The organism is Rhizobium skierniewicense Ch11, assembly GCF_023757665.1.
Lineage (GTDB): Bacteria > Pseudomonadota > Alphaproteobacteria > Rhizobiales > Rhizobiaceae > Agrobacterium > Agrobacterium skierniewicense.
Map to the genome: position 1 here is coordinate 234875 of NZ_RXPG01000005.1, position 15611 is coordinate 250485.

At 55.4% G+C, this 15611-nt stretch carries 18 protein-coding genes; 12 read left to right on the top strand and 6 right to left on the bottom strand.

Annotated features, from left to right (window positions below; translation table 11 throughout):
• Positions 1–5 precede the first annotated feature (5 nt).
• From EKM04_RS04535 to EKM04_RS04545, 3 genes are all read left to right on the top strand, one after another.
• Complete coding sequence (locus EKM04_RS04535; protein ID WP_412762995.1) at positions 6–935, top strand: lipid A biosynthesis lauroyl acyltransferase; 930 nt, start codon at positions 6–8, stop codon at positions 933–935.
• Between the two features lie 241 nt (positions 936–1176).
• The gene (locus tag EKM04_RS04540) at positions 1177–1869 is read left to right on the top strand and encodes a hypothetical protein (protein ID WP_174153120.1); all 693 of its coding nucleotides are present in this window, start codon (positions 1177–1179) and stop codon (positions 1867–1869) included.
• Positions 1870–2348: 479 nt separating this feature from the next.
• Positions 2349–3071, top strand: a complete 723-nt coding sequence (locus EKM04_RS04545; RefSeq protein WP_183897400.1) for a PAS domain-containing protein — start codon at positions 2349–2351, stop codon at positions 3069–3071.
• A 6-nt stretch (positions 3072–3077) separates the two neighbouring features.
• On the opposite strand, the gene EKM04_RS04550 is transcribed toward EKM04_RS04545, so the two are convergent.
• On the bottom strand, positions 3078–3881 hold the full coding sequence (locus EKM04_RS04550) for a TSUP family transporter (RefSeq protein ID WP_183897399.1): 804 nt from the start codon (positions 3879–3881) through the stop codon (positions 3078–3080).
• A gap of 180 nt (positions 3882–4061) precedes the next feature.
• On the opposite strand from EKM04_RS04550, the gene EKM04_RS04555 reads away from it, so the two are divergent.
• The 4 genes from EKM04_RS04555 (at position 4062) to EKM04_RS04570 (ending at position 8475) form a co-directional block, all read left to right on the top strand.
• Positions 4062–5021 (top strand): nucleoside hydrolase, encoded by a 960-nt coding sequence (locus EKM04_RS04555; RefSeq protein ID WP_183897398.1) that lies wholly within the window; start codon positions 4062–4064, stop codon positions 5019–5021.
• Positions 5022–5268: 247 nt separating this feature from the next.
• On the top strand, positions 5269–6489 hold the full coding sequence (locus EKM04_RS04560; protein WP_174153124.1) for an LL-diaminopimelate aminotransferase: 1221 nt from the start codon (positions 5269–5271) through the stop codon (positions 6487–6489).
• A gap of 63 nt (positions 6490–6552) precedes the next feature.
• Positions 6553–7863 (top strand): homoserine dehydrogenase, encoded by a 1311-nt coding sequence (locus EKM04_RS04565; RefSeq protein ID WP_183897397.1) that lies wholly within the window; start codon positions 6553–6555, stop codon positions 7861–7863.
• Between the two features lie 102 nt (positions 7864–7965).
• The gene (locus tag EKM04_RS04570) at positions 7966–8475 is read left to right on the top strand and encodes a GNAT family N-acetyltransferase (RefSeq protein WP_183897396.1); all 510 of its coding nucleotides are present in this window, start codon (positions 7966–7968) and stop codon (positions 8473–8475) included.
• On the opposite strand, the gene EKM04_RS04575 is transcribed toward EKM04_RS04570, so the two are convergent.
• A complete protein-coding gene (locus EKM04_RS04575) occupies positions 8457–8777 on the bottom strand; it encodes a DUF1294 domain-containing protein (protein ID WP_412762994.1) in 321 nt (106 codons plus the stop codon). The genes EKM04_RS04570 and EKM04_RS04575 overlap by 19 nt on opposite strands.
• 152 nt (positions 8778–8929) lie before the next feature.
• Between EKM04_RS04575 and gatB the strand changes: the two genes are divergently transcribed.
• The 5 genes from gatB to EKM04_RS04600 all read left to right on the top strand — a co-directional run bounded on the left by gatB (position 8930) and on the right by EKM04_RS04600 (position 12635).
• Positions 8930–10432 (top strand): Asp-tRNA(Asn)/Glu-tRNA(Gln) amidotransferase subunit GatB, encoded by a 1503-nt coding sequence (gatB, locus tag EKM04_RS04580; RefSeq protein ID WP_183897394.1) that lies wholly within the window; start codon positions 8930–8932, stop codon positions 10430–10432.
• A gap of 148 nt (positions 10433–10580) precedes the next feature.
• Positions 10581–11078 carry a GNAT family N-acetyltransferase gene (locus EKM04_RS04585; protein ID WP_183897453.1) on the top strand — a complete coding sequence of 166 codons (498 nt, stop codon included), beginning with the start codon at positions 10581–10583 and terminating at the stop codon, positions 11076–11078.
• Positions 11075–11548, top strand: coding sequence for a GNAT family N-acetyltransferase (locus EKM04_RS04590; RefSeq protein WP_183897393.1), 474 nt, complete (start codon positions 11075–11077; stop codon positions 11546–11548). Before EKM04_RS04585 ends, EKM04_RS04590 begins: the two co-directional genes overlap by 4 nt.
• A gap of 110 nt (positions 11549–11658) precedes the next feature.
• A complete protein-coding gene (locus tag EKM04_RS04595) occupies positions 11659–12057 on the top strand; it encodes an NADH:ubiquinone oxidoreductase subunit NDUFA12 (RefSeq protein WP_183897392.1) in 399 nt (132 codons plus the stop codon).
• 140 nt (positions 12058–12197) lie between these two features.
• Entirely contained in the window at positions 12198–12635 is a 438-nt protein-coding gene (locus EKM04_RS04600; RefSeq protein ID WP_183897391.1) for a DUF2155 domain-containing protein, read from the top strand.
• Between the two features lie 10 nt (positions 12636–12645).
• Here the strand turns inward: EKM04_RS04600 and aat are convergent, their stop codons facing one another.
• Genes aat through aroQ form a run of 4 tightly spaced genes read right to left on the bottom strand, consistent with a single transcriptional unit; the run spans position 12646 to position 15565 of the window.
• Positions 12646–13257, bottom strand: a complete 612-nt coding sequence (aat, locus tag EKM04_RS04605; protein WP_183897390.1) for a leucyl/phenylalanyl-tRNA--protein transferase — start codon at positions 13255–13257, stop codon at positions 12646–12648.
• 3 nt (positions 13258–13260) lie between these two features.
• Complete coding sequence (gene accC, locus EKM04_RS04610) at positions 13261–14604, bottom strand: acetyl-CoA carboxylase biotin carboxylase subunit (protein ID WP_174153133.1); 1344 nt, start codon at positions 14602–14604, stop codon at positions 13261–13263.
• Positions 14605–14615: 11 nt separating this feature from the next.
• Positions 14616–15101, bottom strand: a complete 486-nt coding sequence (gene accB, locus EKM04_RS04615) for an acetyl-CoA carboxylase biotin carboxyl carrier protein (RefSeq protein ID WP_183897389.1) — start codon at positions 15099–15101, stop codon at positions 14616–14618.
• 26 nt (positions 15102–15127) lie between these two features.
• Positions 15128–15565, bottom strand: a complete 438-nt coding sequence (gene aroQ, locus EKM04_RS04620; protein ID WP_183897388.1) for a type II 3-dehydroquinate dehydratase — start codon at positions 15563–15565, stop codon at positions 15128–15130.
• Positions 15566–15611 lie beyond the last annotated feature (46 nt).

Below are 15611 nucleotides of genomic sequence, written 5' to 3' on the forward strand. Positions count from 1 at the left end.
TGAAAATGTTGATTACGCGCGTCGTGCTGGCGCTCGAAAACTTTCGCCAGTGGCTGAATGCGACAATTGCGTTCAGCGTTCTTAACCTTTTGAAGCTCTTGCCGGCCGATCCGGCCATCCGGTTTGCAGATAAGCTTGCCCGCAAGATCGGCCCGAAAACGCCTCGTCACAAGCTTATGCTCTACAATCTGGCACGTGCCTATCCAGAGAAGACCCAAGAGGAACATCTGGAAATCGCGCTGGATAGCTGGGGCAATATGGGCCGGCTGGCGGCTGAATACGTCTTTCTGGACAGGTTGTTCGATTTCGATCCGACGAAAAGTGAACCGGGTCGCGTCGAGGTTATCGGAACGGAGACGTTTCTGGAACTTCGCGACCACCCGCGACCGTTCATCGTGTTCACGGCGCATACCGGTAACTTCGAGCTTCTGCCCGTAGCGGGATCTGCTTACGGTCTGGATGTGACGGTGTTGTTTCGTCCGCCGAACAATCCTTACGTTGCCAAACGCATTTTCGATTTCCGCAAGGAGCGCATGGGCAATCTGGTGCCATCACACGCCGGATCCTCCTTCGCGCTTGCGCGTCAATTGGAGAAGGGCGGCGGTATCGGCGTTTTGGTGGATCAGAAATTCAAAAAAGGCCTGCCGACGCAATTCTTCGGTCATGACGTGCTGACCAACCCATTGCTGGCAAAGCTGGTACGCCAATTTGGTTGCGATGTATTTCCGGCCCGCTGCATCCGTTTGCCTGACAATCGATACCGTCTGGAAATCGAGCCCAAGGTCGACATTCCACACGACGAGAAGGGCAATGTCGATGTGCGTGCGACCGCCCAGCTGCTCAATGACAAGGTGGAGAGTTGGGTGCGAGAATACCCTGGTCAGTGGCTGTGGTATCATGATCGCTGGCACATCAAAGGCACTCTTAAAGAGTAAATCTCGGGTGTTCTTTGCATTCCCTGCGATTATCATCTCTTGATTGTGAATGTATTTTGTTCTTCACAATTTATGGGATTTGTTAAAGACCTTCCGCGTGTGTTATTTTGTCACCAGTTTGTATGGGTAGACAGTTCAAAGTCACGTCACTCCAGGATGACATCATGATGTGGACTACGTTGCTGGGACTGAGAGTATTTGAACGTGCGAGTGCCGAACAGTCATCCGGGAGGGATTTGGGTTGAAAGCGTTGATTGACTTGTTCTGGCAACGATACACGGAGCTTAAGGGCGCCATTGAGCGCAATGAAGCCCAAAAAGTGTCGTTCCTAGACCGCGAACTCGATTCGCTGTTGGAAAACATCACCAGTAAAAAGACGAAGAATTCTACCCAGGTTCTCGAACAGTTTCGCTTCGCGATCGACCTTTTGAACGCCGAGGCCGAGGACACGGGATGCGTCCAACGCAATTCTGAGCTCCTCCGTCGTCTGGTCGATCGGTACATCGGCGCTGGTTTGCCCTATGATGGTGTGACACCAGACGGCGAGTCGGCCAGCTGGAGTCCATATGTCATTTTGGACGAAGACCGGTTGGACGATCTCAATGAGCGGGTTTTCGTTGTATCTCCCGGTTACCGCATCAATTACACCAATGCCCTCAATGCGCTGTGCTACGATGTAAGAACCGATGACATGGTTGGCAAGCACATCGCGGAATTCATCGGCATTCGACACTTTCAGCAGGCTCTCCGCGAAAAGCTTGATGCCTGCTTTAAAGGCGAAGCTGCGAAATACACGTATGCAGAAGACATCGAAGGCTCCACGGTGGTGCGCTCTTACGAGATGTCTCCTTGCTATTCGCCATCCTACAAACTGGTTGGCGCAATTATTATCGTCAAGGAACTGGCTGACCGTCGGACCCGAGCGGTTGCATAATAAAATTCGCTATGTCTTTTGACATAGCGTCTTGGCGAAAAAATCCATTTCAATTTTCTTCTTTTTTCACGTTTCGACTTTTTTTGTTATTCGGCATAAATATTGTGATATATAAATTGAAAATAAATATTCTTTTTTTTGAGTATATTTTAAAATTCTTATCAGTATTTAAGCTGACGTCGTGAAAATTATTTCCGCAGATCGAGTGCAGCTTTTACCGAGATAGTCCTATAATAAATTTTAATCGACCTCATCCGATCGTAGGTGAAATCTAGTGTGTTGACCAACTGAGCGCCAATAGTGTTCATGTTATCCGGCATTGAGAATTTTAATTCGGTGCTTTGTTTTCTCTTGAGGATATATTGCCCTGCGTCTTCGAAAGGTCGGTGCTCTGATCATTTGTCAATGGCAATGATCTTTTGTTTCCGAGACGTTTTTGGCCAAAAGACGCTGCCAGGGTTAGAATTGGAGTGACGGAAATGGAGGCTCAACTGCAGGATTTTTTCGCTGCTTTTTCATTGAAATGCATGCAGTTGAAGCAGGCTGTCGCCAGCGGTTGTGACGATCTCGTGCGTGTGCTTGACAGGGAACTCGAGCCCCTCATTGCCAACATTCTCAATTTCCGCGCTGAAACGCGTGAAGATGCGCATATGCAATTGCAGTTCCTCAACGGCCTTATTCGTGAGGAAGCGGAGGATCGTTCGATGGTCACGCGTCGCAGTGCCTCGATGTCGATGCTGATCGATCGGTATTTTCAGCGCGGTTCTGTAGATAAAGACGGCTTTTCACAAACGGGATCGGGCAAAAAGTCGCTGGTCCTTAATGCGCCCGAGCAGCCGCTGTTCAATGAGACGATTCTCGATTGTCTGCCGGATCGGATTGGTGTCATTACGCGGGATTATCGTTATCTCTACGCCAACCAGGCGAATGCATCTTTTCTGAAGCGAACACCATTGTCACTGATTGGTTGCCACGTCTCCGAGTTGATCGGTGAAGACAGCTTCAACAACATGGCGAAAGCAGCGTTCGACCGATGCTTCGACGGCGCAACGGTTGACTACATCCACCATGGTCACCGCAGTTTCGACAATTTTTCGACACGCTGCCGCATGACGCCATTGCGAGGTACCAATAACGAGGTGTTTGGCGCTGTCGTTGTTCTTCAGGATATCAACGCCGACGCTCTGTTAGAGTACAACTGATATCCCTCAGCCTGCCGTCAAACCTGATAGCGCCGTGCGAACCCACGCGATTGCACCGGCATCCATCAACAGCTTCGCGGCCATGGCTATGCATGAAATCACCAGAAGGGGTCGGATAACCTTCGCTCCGTTGCTCATGGCCAGACGCGACCCAAGCTGGGCGCCAATGAACTGGCCGAAGCCCATCACGATGCCCAGTTTCCACATAATCGCGCCGTTGACCGTGAAGATCAGGAAACTGCCGAAGTTCGAGCCCAAGTTTAAAAGCTTGGTATGTGCCGTGGCCTTCAACATTCCAAAACCGGCCAGCCAGACAAAAGCCAGCATATAGAACGAGCCGGCGCCCGGCCCGAAAATTCCATCATAAAAGCCGACCAGCGGGACAGCGGTGAGCCCAAATAGAAGAGGCGTGATCCGGCGATGGCTATCGATGTCGCTGAGGTTGGGCTTGAATGCGAAATAGATCGCGATGGCGATGAGGAGAAACGGCATGATGGCGCGCAAGATATCCGGCGGCACGTAGGAGGCCGTCAGGGCACCGAGAATACCGCCGACAAACGCCATAGACGCCATCGGAAACTGTTTTTTGAGGTCCACATGGCCTTTCCGCGCATAGGCAATCGTTGCTGAGGCTGAGCCGAATTGGGCTTGTAGTTTGTTCGTTCCCAGCGCTTCAAGCGGTGGAATCCCCATAATCAGCATGGCGGGCAAAACGATCAACCCGCCACCGCCTGCGATGGAATCAACGAAACCTGCAAAAATGGCGACGAGAAACAGGATAAGAAAAAGCTGAAGGGCGATGTCGTGCAAGGGAGCATTCCACGAAGGGATGAATGGGATGACGGCTCTGTGTCACTGAATGGCAACCTTTGCAATGGTTTCCGTCGCAACTCGAGAGGCATTGCGTCCTTTGTGCGGGCGTTTATGGTGCGCGCGCTGCTTCGCCGTTGTTTGGGCGATTCCGCCTGCATTACAATTTGAGGACATGGCATGCACAAGGTAATTTTCGACACCGACCCCGGCATAGACGACGCGATGGCGCTCCTGTTTCTCCATCGTCATCCGGGTATCGATTTGATCGGCGTCACCACTGTGTTTGGCAACGCGCCGCTTGACATTACGACTCGAAATGCATTGTTCCTCAAGCAGCAATGGGGCATGGCGGCTCCTGTGGCCAAAGGCGCAGGCGTTACCTTCGACCCATCCCGTCCGGAAGGTCACTGGCCGACCTTCATTCATGGCGATGACGGGCTCGGCAATATCGGCGTTCCCGATAAAATCGATCTGCCGCTGGATCCACGTTCGGCCCATCACTTTATCATAGAGACCGTCAGGGCGAACCCGGGTGAGGTGACGCTGATTGCCGTTGGCCGCATGACCAACCTTGCGCTGGCGCTGCGCGAAGACCCTGAGATTGCCGCAATGGTCAAGAATGTGATCGTCATGGGCGGCGCATTCGATATCAACGGGAATGTCAGCCCCGCGGCCGAAGCCAACATCCATGGCGACCCTGAAGCGGCAGACGTTGTTTTTACCGCGCCTTGGCCGGTAATCATCGTTGGCCTCGATGTCACCACGCGGACCGTGATGACATCAAAATTCATGGATGAGATGGCAAAGGAAGGTGGCGCGCCCGTTCAGCTTCTGTCCGACCTGTCGCAGTTCTATATCGAATTCTACAATCAGCGCACTGGCGACGGCATGGTGGTGCATGACAGTTGCGCCTGTGTGTATCTGACGAACCCCGAGTTGTTTAAAACACGCAGCGGCGCAGTGCGTGTGGCGTGCGGGGGGATTGCCGATGGGCAAACGATCCAGAAGCCGGATGGCGTCGGTTTTCCACCCGGAGACTGGGACGGGCATCCGAGCCAACTCATCTGCACCGATATCGAGCCTGACCGGGTGCTTTCGGTCATCCGGTCTGCAATTGTGCAGGGCGAACGCGGCTGATTGGAAGGGCGCGCCGTCAAACGCATCAGCTTGCCTTGCATTTTAGAAAAAACTCGCGTTATGCAGGTTTTGCCGAGTTGGCACTGATTTTACTGCCTTTGGCCAGCCGAACAAAGCAATTCGTGTTTTGTGCGGCATGCGTTACAATAAACGGTGCGAGTCCGATGGGTTTATGCCGGTCGTATTTAAAACCAAACAACGAATGTTTTTATGAGCCGCTAGTACTGCTCATGTCCACGAGGAAGAGATGGAAGAGTTTCACAAGGTCAAGCGTTTGCCGCAATACGTGTTCGAACAGGTCAACCGTTTGAAAGCGAGCGCGCGAGCGGGCGGAGCCGATATCATCGACCTTGGCATGGGCAATCCCGACCTTCCAACGCCAAAGGCGATTGTCGATAAGCTCTGTGAGGTCGTTCAAGACCCACGCACGCACCGTTACTCGTCGTCCAAAGGCATTCCGGGCCTTCGCCGCGCGCAGGCAGGCTATTACGCCCGCCGCTTTGGCGTGAAGCTGAACCCGGACACGCAGGTCGTTGCCACGCTCGGTTCGAAGGAAGGCTTCGCCAACATGGCGCAGGCCATCACCGCACCCGGCGATGTCATTCTCTGCCCGAACCCGACCTATCCGATCCATGCTTTCGGCTTCCTGATGGCTGGCGGCGTTATCCGCTCGATGAATGTCGAGCCGGACGAAACCTTCTTCGGCCCGCTGGAGCGTGCCGTGCGCCACTCCATTCCAAAACCGCTGGCGCTGATCATCAATTATCCATCAAACCCGACGGCGCATGTCGCATCGCTGGATTTCTACAAGGACATCATCGCGTTCGCCAAGAAGCATGATCTGATCGTGTTGTCGGATTTGGCCTATTCCGAAATCTACTTTGACGACAAGAACCCGCCACCATCGGTGCTGGAAGTGCCGGGCGCGATGGATGTCGCTGTTGAGTTCACCTCCATGTCCAAGACGTTCTCCATGCCTGGCTGGCGGATGGGCTTTGCCGTGGGCAACGAACGTCTGATTTCGGCTTTGACGCGCGTCAAGTCTTACCTCGACTACGGCGCTTTCACGCCGATCCAAGTGGCGGCGACCCATGCGCTGAACGGGGATGGTTCCGACATCGCCGAAGTGCGCAGCGTCTATCGCCGTCGTCGTGATGTCATGGTCGATACGTTCGGAAAGGCCGGTTTCGAGGTCCCACCTCCAGCCGCGACCATGTTCGCATGGGCGAAAATTCCGGAAAAATTCCGTCACCTCGGCTCGCTGGAGTTTTCCAAGCTCCTGGTGGAGAAGGCCGATATCGCGGTTGCTCCCGGCGTCGGTTTTGGCGAGATGGGCGACGACTACGTTCGCCTCGCGCTAGTGGAAAACGAGCATCGAATTCGTCAGGCGGCGCGCAATTTGAAGCGCTTCCTGTCGAGCGCGGACGATACGTTGCACAACGTCGTTTCGCTCAACGCCCATCGTTAAGGGCACCCAACCGGGTGGCCTGTTCAGGCCACCTCTCCACGTCAGCAAATCAGGAACAGACCAATGGCAGATTCATTGAGAATCGGCATAGCGGGACTCGGCACCGTCGGCTCTTCGCTCGTGCGCATCCTCCAGCAGAGAAGCAAGGAACTTGCGATTACCTGTGGACGCGCAATCGAGATTATCGCCGTCAGCGCACGCGATCGTTCGCGTGATCGCGGTCTGGATCTCGCCGGTATCACCTGGTTTGATACGCCGGAAGACATGGCAAAAAAAGCCGAGATCGATGTTTTTGTCGAATTGGTCGGGGGCGCCTCGGGCGCTGCCGAGAAGGCCGTTCGGGCAGCCTTGGCGCGCGGCATCCATGTCGTGACGGCCAACAAGGCATTGCTGGCCAAACATGGTGTCGAGCTTGCCGTGATGGCAGAAGAGAAGGGCGCTTTGCTCAACTTTGAAGCCGCGGTGGCTGGCGGCATTCCCATCATCAAGGCCTTGCGCGAATCGCTCACCGGCAACCATGTGTCGCGCATTTACGGCATCATGAACGGCACCTGCAATTACATCCTGACCAAGATGGAGAAGGAAGGCCTGTCTTTCGAGGCCTGCCTGAAGGAAGCGCAGCGGCTGGGATATGCCGAGGCCGATCCTGCCTTTGACATTGAGGGCAACGATACCGCCCACAAGCTTGCGATCCTGACGACGCTGGCCTTCGGCTCCAAGATTTCGGCCGATGACATTTATCTCGAAGGTATATCCAACATCACCATCGAAGATATTCAGGCGGCGTCTGACCTGGGGTATCGCATCAAGCTTCTCGGTGTGGCGCATGTGACCGAATCCGGCATCGAGCAGCGCGTCCATCCCACCATGGTGCCGCTGGACTCCGTTATTGCGCAAGTCGATGGCGTCACAAATGCCGTGGCCGTCGAATCGGATATTCTGGGCGAGTTGCTGATGGTCGGTCCGGGGGCAGGCGGCAACGCCACGGCCTCTGCTGTCTTGGGTGACATCGCTGACATTGCCAAGAGCCGTCCGGGCGTTCAGCAGGTGCCGGTGCTCGGTCGTCCGGCGAAATCGCTGAGCGAATATCGGCGTGCCAAGATGAAGAGCCACGAGGGCGGTTATTTCATCCGCTTGACGGTGAAGGACAAGGCTGGCGTTTTCGCCAGCATCGCGACGCGGATGGCGGAAAACAATATCTCGCTGGAATCCATCGTCCAGCATTCGCGTGTTCACACCGAGGGCGGGCCACAGACCATTATTCTCGTCACGCATGCGACGATGGAAGATGCGATCCGCAAGGCGGTCAAAGCCATCAAGAGCGAAAAATATCTGGTCAACGAGCCGCAGGTCATCCGCATCGAACGGACCTGATCACTGCGATATCGTCTGGATTGAGAAGAGGCCATCGCCAAAAGGCGGTGGCTTTTTTCATGGGATCGCGTTTTATGGTCGGATCACACATGGAGACGCATTTTGCTCAGTATTCGCCCAGCGCGGGAGGGGGACGCGACCGTGCTTGCTGCCATTGGCCTGCGAGCGTGGGCGAACGCCGCATCGGCGATTGGCATAACGGACGTCCTGCGTGACAATGCGCGAGCGTCGTTCGAGAATTTCTCGCATTCGTCATGGCGTTGCATCACTTTGGCGCAGGCGGCCGATGTTGTGGTTGGCTGGGCCGCGCGCGAAAATTTTGACGAGACGATTACAGATTTCTGGGTCGATCCAGTCTACCAGCGGCAAGGCGTAGGCGCAGTTCTTTTGGACGAAGTCGAGCGACAAATCGTGGTTCGTGGCCTGCCCGTCGCGAAGCTGGAAAGTCATGCACAAAACGATCAGGCAGTTTCATTTTTTCGCAAACATGGGTACCGCGTCAGTTGGCTGTCAATGACCTATTCCACGAAGCTGGATCGCGAAGTCCAGTCTGTGGGCCTGCAAAAGCAACTTCTTGATACGGAAATCGACGGTTACGGCTTCGAATTTTGATTCACGGTGCTGAGTGCCGCTTCGAGCCAATGGGGCATTATGACAAGAGAGCCACACAGGACGACTTGCAGAACGATGATCGAGATCAAATAGGTTCGGAAGGGCTGTTTGCGGGTTTTATGACGCAGCAGCTGTTGCGCCAGAACCGCGCCCAGGCTACCGCCCAGAAATGCGAGCCACAACAACACGCTCTCACGCACGCGCCATTCAACGCGTCTGGCTGCTTTCTTGTCCCAGCCATAAATCAGAAAGACGATGATATTGAAGGCGAGATATGCCGCGAGGGCCGAGACGAGGATCATCATATCGTGAGTGAAGTTGAAAATTGTAAAAGTTCCGTATTCAACTCCAATCGATCCTGGCGCTCTCCGCCTTCAGTGCGACAAGCCTTGCGCCTCGGTGGCAATTGTTCTACCTCACCATAGACAGAAATTCCGTATCTTAAGAGCTTGATATGACCCTTGTAGACGTGCGCACACCAGACCCGAAACGCTTCATTCCCGGCGCGACCGGCGATTGGGAAATCGTCATCGGCATGGAGGTTCATGCGCAAGTCCTCTCCAATTCCAAGCTGTTTTCCGGTGCCTCCACAACCTTCGGCAATTCGCCGAACTCCAATGTTTCGCTCGTGGATGCAGCCATGCCAGGCATGTTGCCCGTGATCAACGAGGAATGCGTGGCGCAGGCCGTGCGCACGGGGCTTGGCCTGAAGGCGCAAATCAACAAGCGCTCGATCTTTGACCGTAAGAACTATTTCTACCCCGATCTACCGCAGGGTTACCAGATTTCCCAGTTCAAGGACCCTATTGTCGGCGAAGGCAAGATCATCATTTCGCTCGGGCCGGATCGTCAGGGCAACTTCGAAGACATCGAAATCGGCATCGAGCGCCTGCATCTGGAACAGGATGCGGGCAAGTCGATGCACGACCAGCATCCGACCATGTCCTACGTCGATTTGAACCGTTCGGGCGTGGCGTTGATGGAAATCGTTTCCAAGCCCGACATGCGCTCGTCTGACGAGGCGAAAGCCTACATGACGAAGCTTCGCTCCATCGTGCGCTACCTTGGTACCTGCGATGGAAACATGGACGAAGGCTCCATGCGCGCCGACGTGAACGTGTCCGTTCGCAGGCCGGGCGACGAGTTCGGCACACGCTGTGAGATCAAGAACGTCAACTCGATCCGCTTCATCGGTCAGGCCATCGAATATGAAGCCCGTCGCCAGATCGCCATTCTGGAAGATGGCGGCAGTATCGATCAGGAAACACGGCTGTTCGATCCCGGTAAGGGCGAGACGCGTTCCATGCGCTCCAAGGAGGACGCGCACGACTATCGCTACTTCCCGGACCCTGATCTGCTGCCATTGGAATTCGACGATGCCTTCATCGAGAAGATGAGCCGGGATCTGCCCGAATTGCCGGACGACAAGAAGGCGCGCTTCGTCAACGAGCTTGGCCTTTCCGTCTACGATGCGTCGATCCTCGTTTCGGAGAAGGCGATTGCTGACTATTACGAGCTGGTCGCTGAAGGCCGCGATGGCAAGATTGCTGCAAACTGGGTTATCAACGACCTGCTGGGTGCCTTGAACAAGTCCGGTAAGGGTATCGAAGAGACACCTGTGTCCGCCGATCAGCTCGGCGGCATCATTGATCTCATCAAGGCCAACACCATTTCCGGCAAGATCGCCAAAGACCTGTTCGAAATCGTCTGGAACGAGGGCGGCAACCCGGCGCAGATTGTCGATGCCAGGGGCATGAAGCAGGTCACGGACACAGGCGCCATTGAAAAGGCCGTCGACGAGATCATTGCTGCCAACCCGGATCAGGTTGAGAAGGTCAAGGCAAAGCCGACATTGGCTGGCTGGTTCGTCGGTCAGGTCATGAAGGCCACCGGCGGCAAGGCAAATCCACAGGCCGTGCAGGAACTCGTGAAAGCAAAGTTGGGTATCGAGGAATAGGGCTCGCCTGTTGGGCAATTTTATCGAGCAGACGAGAACGCCCCAAACCCTTTTGTCCGTCATCCCTGGGGTAAGTCGAGGATGACGTCGAGTATCGATAATGCCGGGGTTCCTCCCGGCTTTTTCATTCTGAGATGGAGTGAACATGGTGTTCTTCATTCGCACAGCCAGCGAACGCGATATCGAGCCGGTGAGGGCGCTTTTGGCCCGCACATGGCATGCCACCTTCGATGCGATCTATGGAGCGCCGCGGGTCAGTGAGTTGATTACCCAATGGCATTCTCCGGCAGCGATGAAAGAGCGTGTGCAGAAAAAGGGTGGTGAGTTTCTGGTGGCGGATGATGGAAAGCGGATTGGCGGCATGGGCTACGCTGCCATGTCGGCCAAGATGTCGAAAACGGCTTTGCTCCATCAGCTCTATGTCGATCCGCATTTTCAGCGGCAAGGCGTGGGGCGCGATATTTTCGCAGAGCTTGAGACGTGTTTTCCCGACGCGGAGATCATGCGTCTCGAGGTGGAGCCGAAAAACATCGCTGCCATTGCCTTTTATGAAGGGCTGGGTTTCGTCGAGGTTGATCGAGTGGAGCGCATGGCCGGGGTTGAGGGTCTGCCAGGGATCGCCATGGAAAAGACGCTGGCCCGATGACCGGAGCGCTGGACCATCTCATCATCCGTTTTGCGCGAGAAACGGATCTTCCTCATCTCGTCGCGATGTTTGCCGCTGATGATGTGGGCGGCCACGGTGACACGGTGGAAGAAGCTGCAACCCCGGATTATCTGGCGGCCTTTCACGCCATTGAGGTGTCTTCCAATGAGACGCTTTATGTGGCGGAACTGGATGGAGAGGTCGTCGGTACGTTTCAGACCGTGATATTGACCAAGCTCGTCGGTCGTGGTGCTGTGACGATGAAAATCGAAGCGGTTCAGACTCGGGCTGATATGCGCGGTCGCGGCATCGGTGCTATCATGATCCGTCATTGTATCGAGGATGCTGCGCAGCGCGGTGTGAAAACGATCGAGCTGGGATCGAACATGATGCGCCTCGATGCGCACCGCTTTTACGAGCGGCTAGGGTTCGATAAACGGCATTTCGGGTTCAGCATGAAACTGAAATAGCAGAGACCGAAACGGGAAATACTGGACAATCGACGCACGGGGCGGCATAAGCTTGTGCCGTGCTGCGCACATCAAATCGCTGCGGTGCACTCAAGCCCGAGGAACGGATAATGAAGACTCTCCTGACGCAAATCTTCACCTGGTGGAACGGCCAGACCATCGGAACGCGCTTTCACACATGGCGCTTCGGAAAGAAGGTTGGACAGGACGAGTTGGGCAACACCTATTACGAGGGCGGAACCACATCCTGGGGCATGCCACGGCGCTGGGTCATCTATAATGGTTACGCAGAGGCGTCTGCCATTCCTCCAGGCTGGCACGGCTGGATGCATTACCGAACCGATACGCCACCAAGCCAGGAAAGCTACACGGTCCGCGAATGGCAAAAGCCGCATCAGCCCAACCTGACCGGCACATCTCAGGCCTATCGCCCACAGGGTTCTCTGGCTGTCGCAGGCGAGCGTCCACGCGTAACGGGTGACTATGATGCCTGGACGCCCGGTAGCTGATAACGAGCTACGAGTGCCAGCTCTTTCATCGTAATCGGCCTTGCATGTTGAGTGGCAAGTCACCCGCTTTTGCCACATTCCGCCTTTAGGCGTTGAAGCCGCACTCGTGGTGCGGAAAATCTTTCTGGAGACGGTTCGACATGGGAAATTTCACGCGAAACACGTCTTTGCGTGCACTGGCTGTTTCGCTGCTTGCGCTGTTGCCGGTTGTTGCAAGCGTCTCTCCTGCATCCGCTGCCCGTATCGAAAACCGAGTCGCGGTGTTTTCCGGTATCGACAAGATCACCGGCCGCATCACTTCGTTCGACGTGTACCTGAACGAAACGGTGCAGTTCGGTGCGCTTCAGGTGACGCCGAAGGTCTGCTATTCCCGTGATGATACCGAAGCGCAGAATATCGATGCCTTCATCGAGGTCGATGAAATCACTTTGGACCGTAAGATCAAGCGCATCTTCACCGGCTGGATGTTTGCGGACAGCCCGGGTCTGAACGCTGTAGAACACCCGATCTATGACGTATGGCTGACCGGCTGCAAGCAGGAATCCGACGTTCCCGCGCCAGCATCGGCCAGCAAATAAATTCAACGAATCAGAATGAAACGCTTGGGCGATTGACCGCAGGCTCGAGCATCTTCGCATACTCCGCTTTTGGCACGTCAATCGCGCCAAAGGTCTTCAGGTGCTCGGTTGTGAACTGAGTATCAAGAAGAGTGAAGCCCTTTTCGCGCAAGTGCTCGACCAGAGTGACAAGGCAAATTTTGGAGGCATTGGTGCGTCTGGAAAACATGCTTTCGCCGAAGAAGGCTGAGCCCAGCGAAACACCGTAGAGACCGCCGACAAGCTCGTCACCGTCCCACGCTTCGACGCTGTGGGCGTGGCCGATCTCGTGGAGCTCAGTGTAAAGTTTGCGGATCGTCGCGTTGATCCAGGTGCTGGGCCGATCGTCGGCCTCCTCTGCACAGCCCGCAAGCACGCCTTCGAAATCGGTGTCGAAACGGATATCGAACGGACTTTTACGGATGGCTTTGGCCAGACTTTTCGAGATATGGAAGTCATCGAGCGGGATGATACCGCGCATTTCCGGCTCGACCCAGAACAGTTCCGGATCATCTGCCGAATCGGCCATGGGAAACAGGCCGATAGAATAGGCGCGCAGCAGAATGTCGACGTCAATATCGTTATTTCTGCCGCGCCGCCCCATGTCTTACTTCGCGTCGCCGGCCAGGTATTTTTCCAGCCAGTGAATGTCGTAGTCGCCCTTCAAGATGTCTTCGTTCTGAAGAAGGTCCTGAAACAGCGGAAGGGTTGTCTTGATACCGTCAACCACGAACTCGTCCAGTGCGCGGATCAAGCGACGGATACATTCATCGCGGTTGCGACCATGCACGATCAGCTTGCCGATCATGCTGTCGTAATATGGCGGGATCTTGTAACCCTGGTAGGCGCCCGAATCGACGCGTACGCCAAGACCGCCGGGCGTGTGGAAGTAGGTCAGCGTCCCCGGAGACGGCACGAAGGTGCGCGGGTCTTCGGCGTTGATACGGCATTCGATGGCGTGGCCATTGAACTTTACTTCATCCTGCGTGACCGAAAGGCCTTGGCCTGAGGCGACGCGGATTTGCTCCTGCACAAGGTCCATGCCGGTGATGGCTTCGGTCACCGGGTGTTCCACCTGAAGGCGCGTGTTCATTTCGATGAAATAGAACTCGCCATTTTCATACAGGAACTCGATGGTTCCAGCACCACGATACTTCAGCTTGCGCATGGCATCGGCGCAGATTTCGCCGATTTTCATGCGCTGCTCGACGGTGAGCGCTGGTGAGTTGGCTTCTTCCAGAACCTTCTGATGGCGACGCTGCAAGGAGCAATCGCGCTCACCGAGGTGAATGGCCTTGCCTTCACCGTCGCCAAACACCTGTACTTCGATATGGCGCGGCTTACCGAGGTACTTTTCCATGTAGACGGCATCGTTGCCGAAAGCGGCCAGTGCTTCGGAGCGGGCTGTCGAAACGGCTTCCTCGACTTCCGACTCGTCCTTCGCGACCTTCATGCCGCGTCCGCCACCGCCAGCTGTCGCCTTGATCAGAACCGGGAAGCCGATCGTGCGGGCGATTTCCAACGCGTTTTCAGGCTTCACTTCGCCGTCTGAACCGGGAACGACGGGAATGCCGAGCTCCTGTGCAGTCTGCTTGGCGGTAATTTTGTCGCCCATGATGCGGATGTGGTCCGCAGTGGGTCCGATGAACGTGATGCCGTGCGCGTCGAGAATGTCTGCAAACTTGGCATTTTCAGACAGGAAGCCGTAGCCGGGGTGAACGGCATCTGCACCCGTGATTTCACAGGCCGCAACGATCTGGTGGATGTTGAGATAGCTGTCACGCGAAGGCGGCGGGCCGATGCACACACTTTCGTCTGCGAGGCGGACATGCATGGCATCGGCATCGGCCGTAGAATGCACGGCTACCGTTGGAATGCCGAGTTCCTTGGCGGCGCGCAGCACGCGAAGGGCGATTTCGCCGCGATTGGCGATGAGGATCTTGGATACCATGACATCAGCCCTTATTCGATGACCACGAGGGCTTCACCATACTCTACGGGTTGCGAGTCGTTGACGATGATTTCCGTGACCTTGCCGGATTTTGTAGCCGGGATCTGGTTCATGGTCTTCATGGCTTCAACGATCAGAAGCGTTTGGCCTTCCTTGACCGTTGCGCCGACTTCGATGAACGGACGCGCACCGGGGGCCGACGAGAGATAAACGGTACCGACCATCGGCGATGTCACGGTGTTGGCCGGGTTGCGGGCGGGGGCTGCAGGTGCTGCTGTGCCAGGTGCAACGGCCGGTGCAGCCGCAACGGGCGCGGCGGCAGGGGCAGGGGCATATTGCGGTGCGGTCGCATAAATCGGTGCGGCCGGTGCTGCACGCGAAACACGAATGCGCAGATCGTCCTGTTCGACTTCGATCTCGGAAAGGTCGGTGTCGTTGAGAATGTTCGCGAGGTCGCGGATCAGTTCTTTGTCGATACCGTGTTTCTTTTCAGACATGACAAACCCTATTTCTGATTGTTTCTTTATGCCGTGATGTTTTTCAAAGCGTTGATCGCCATGATGTAGCCATATGGCCCGAAGCCGCAAATCATTCCCTTTGCGGCGGGCGCTATCATCGATTTATGGCGGAATTCCTCGCGTGCGTGGATGTTGGAAATGTGGACTTCCAGCACAGGAACAGAGATCGCGCGTATCGCATCATGCAACGCAATGGACGTGTGTGCATAGGCGCCGGGGTTGATGACGACACCAACGGTGCGTTCGCCAGCCTCATGTAAAAGGTCCACCAGAGCACCTTCATGGTTCGACTGATGGCACTCTACGATAAAGCCCAACTCTTCGCCAGCCTTCACGCAGTCGGCTTCGATGTCCTTCAGCGTCTTGCCGCCATAAATGCCGGGCTCCCGTTTTCCCAACATATTGAGATTTGGGCCGTTGAGGACGAAAATTGTGTTGCTCATTTGCCGTTCCGTCAAAAAATCAGCGCCACCTATAGACCGCACGACC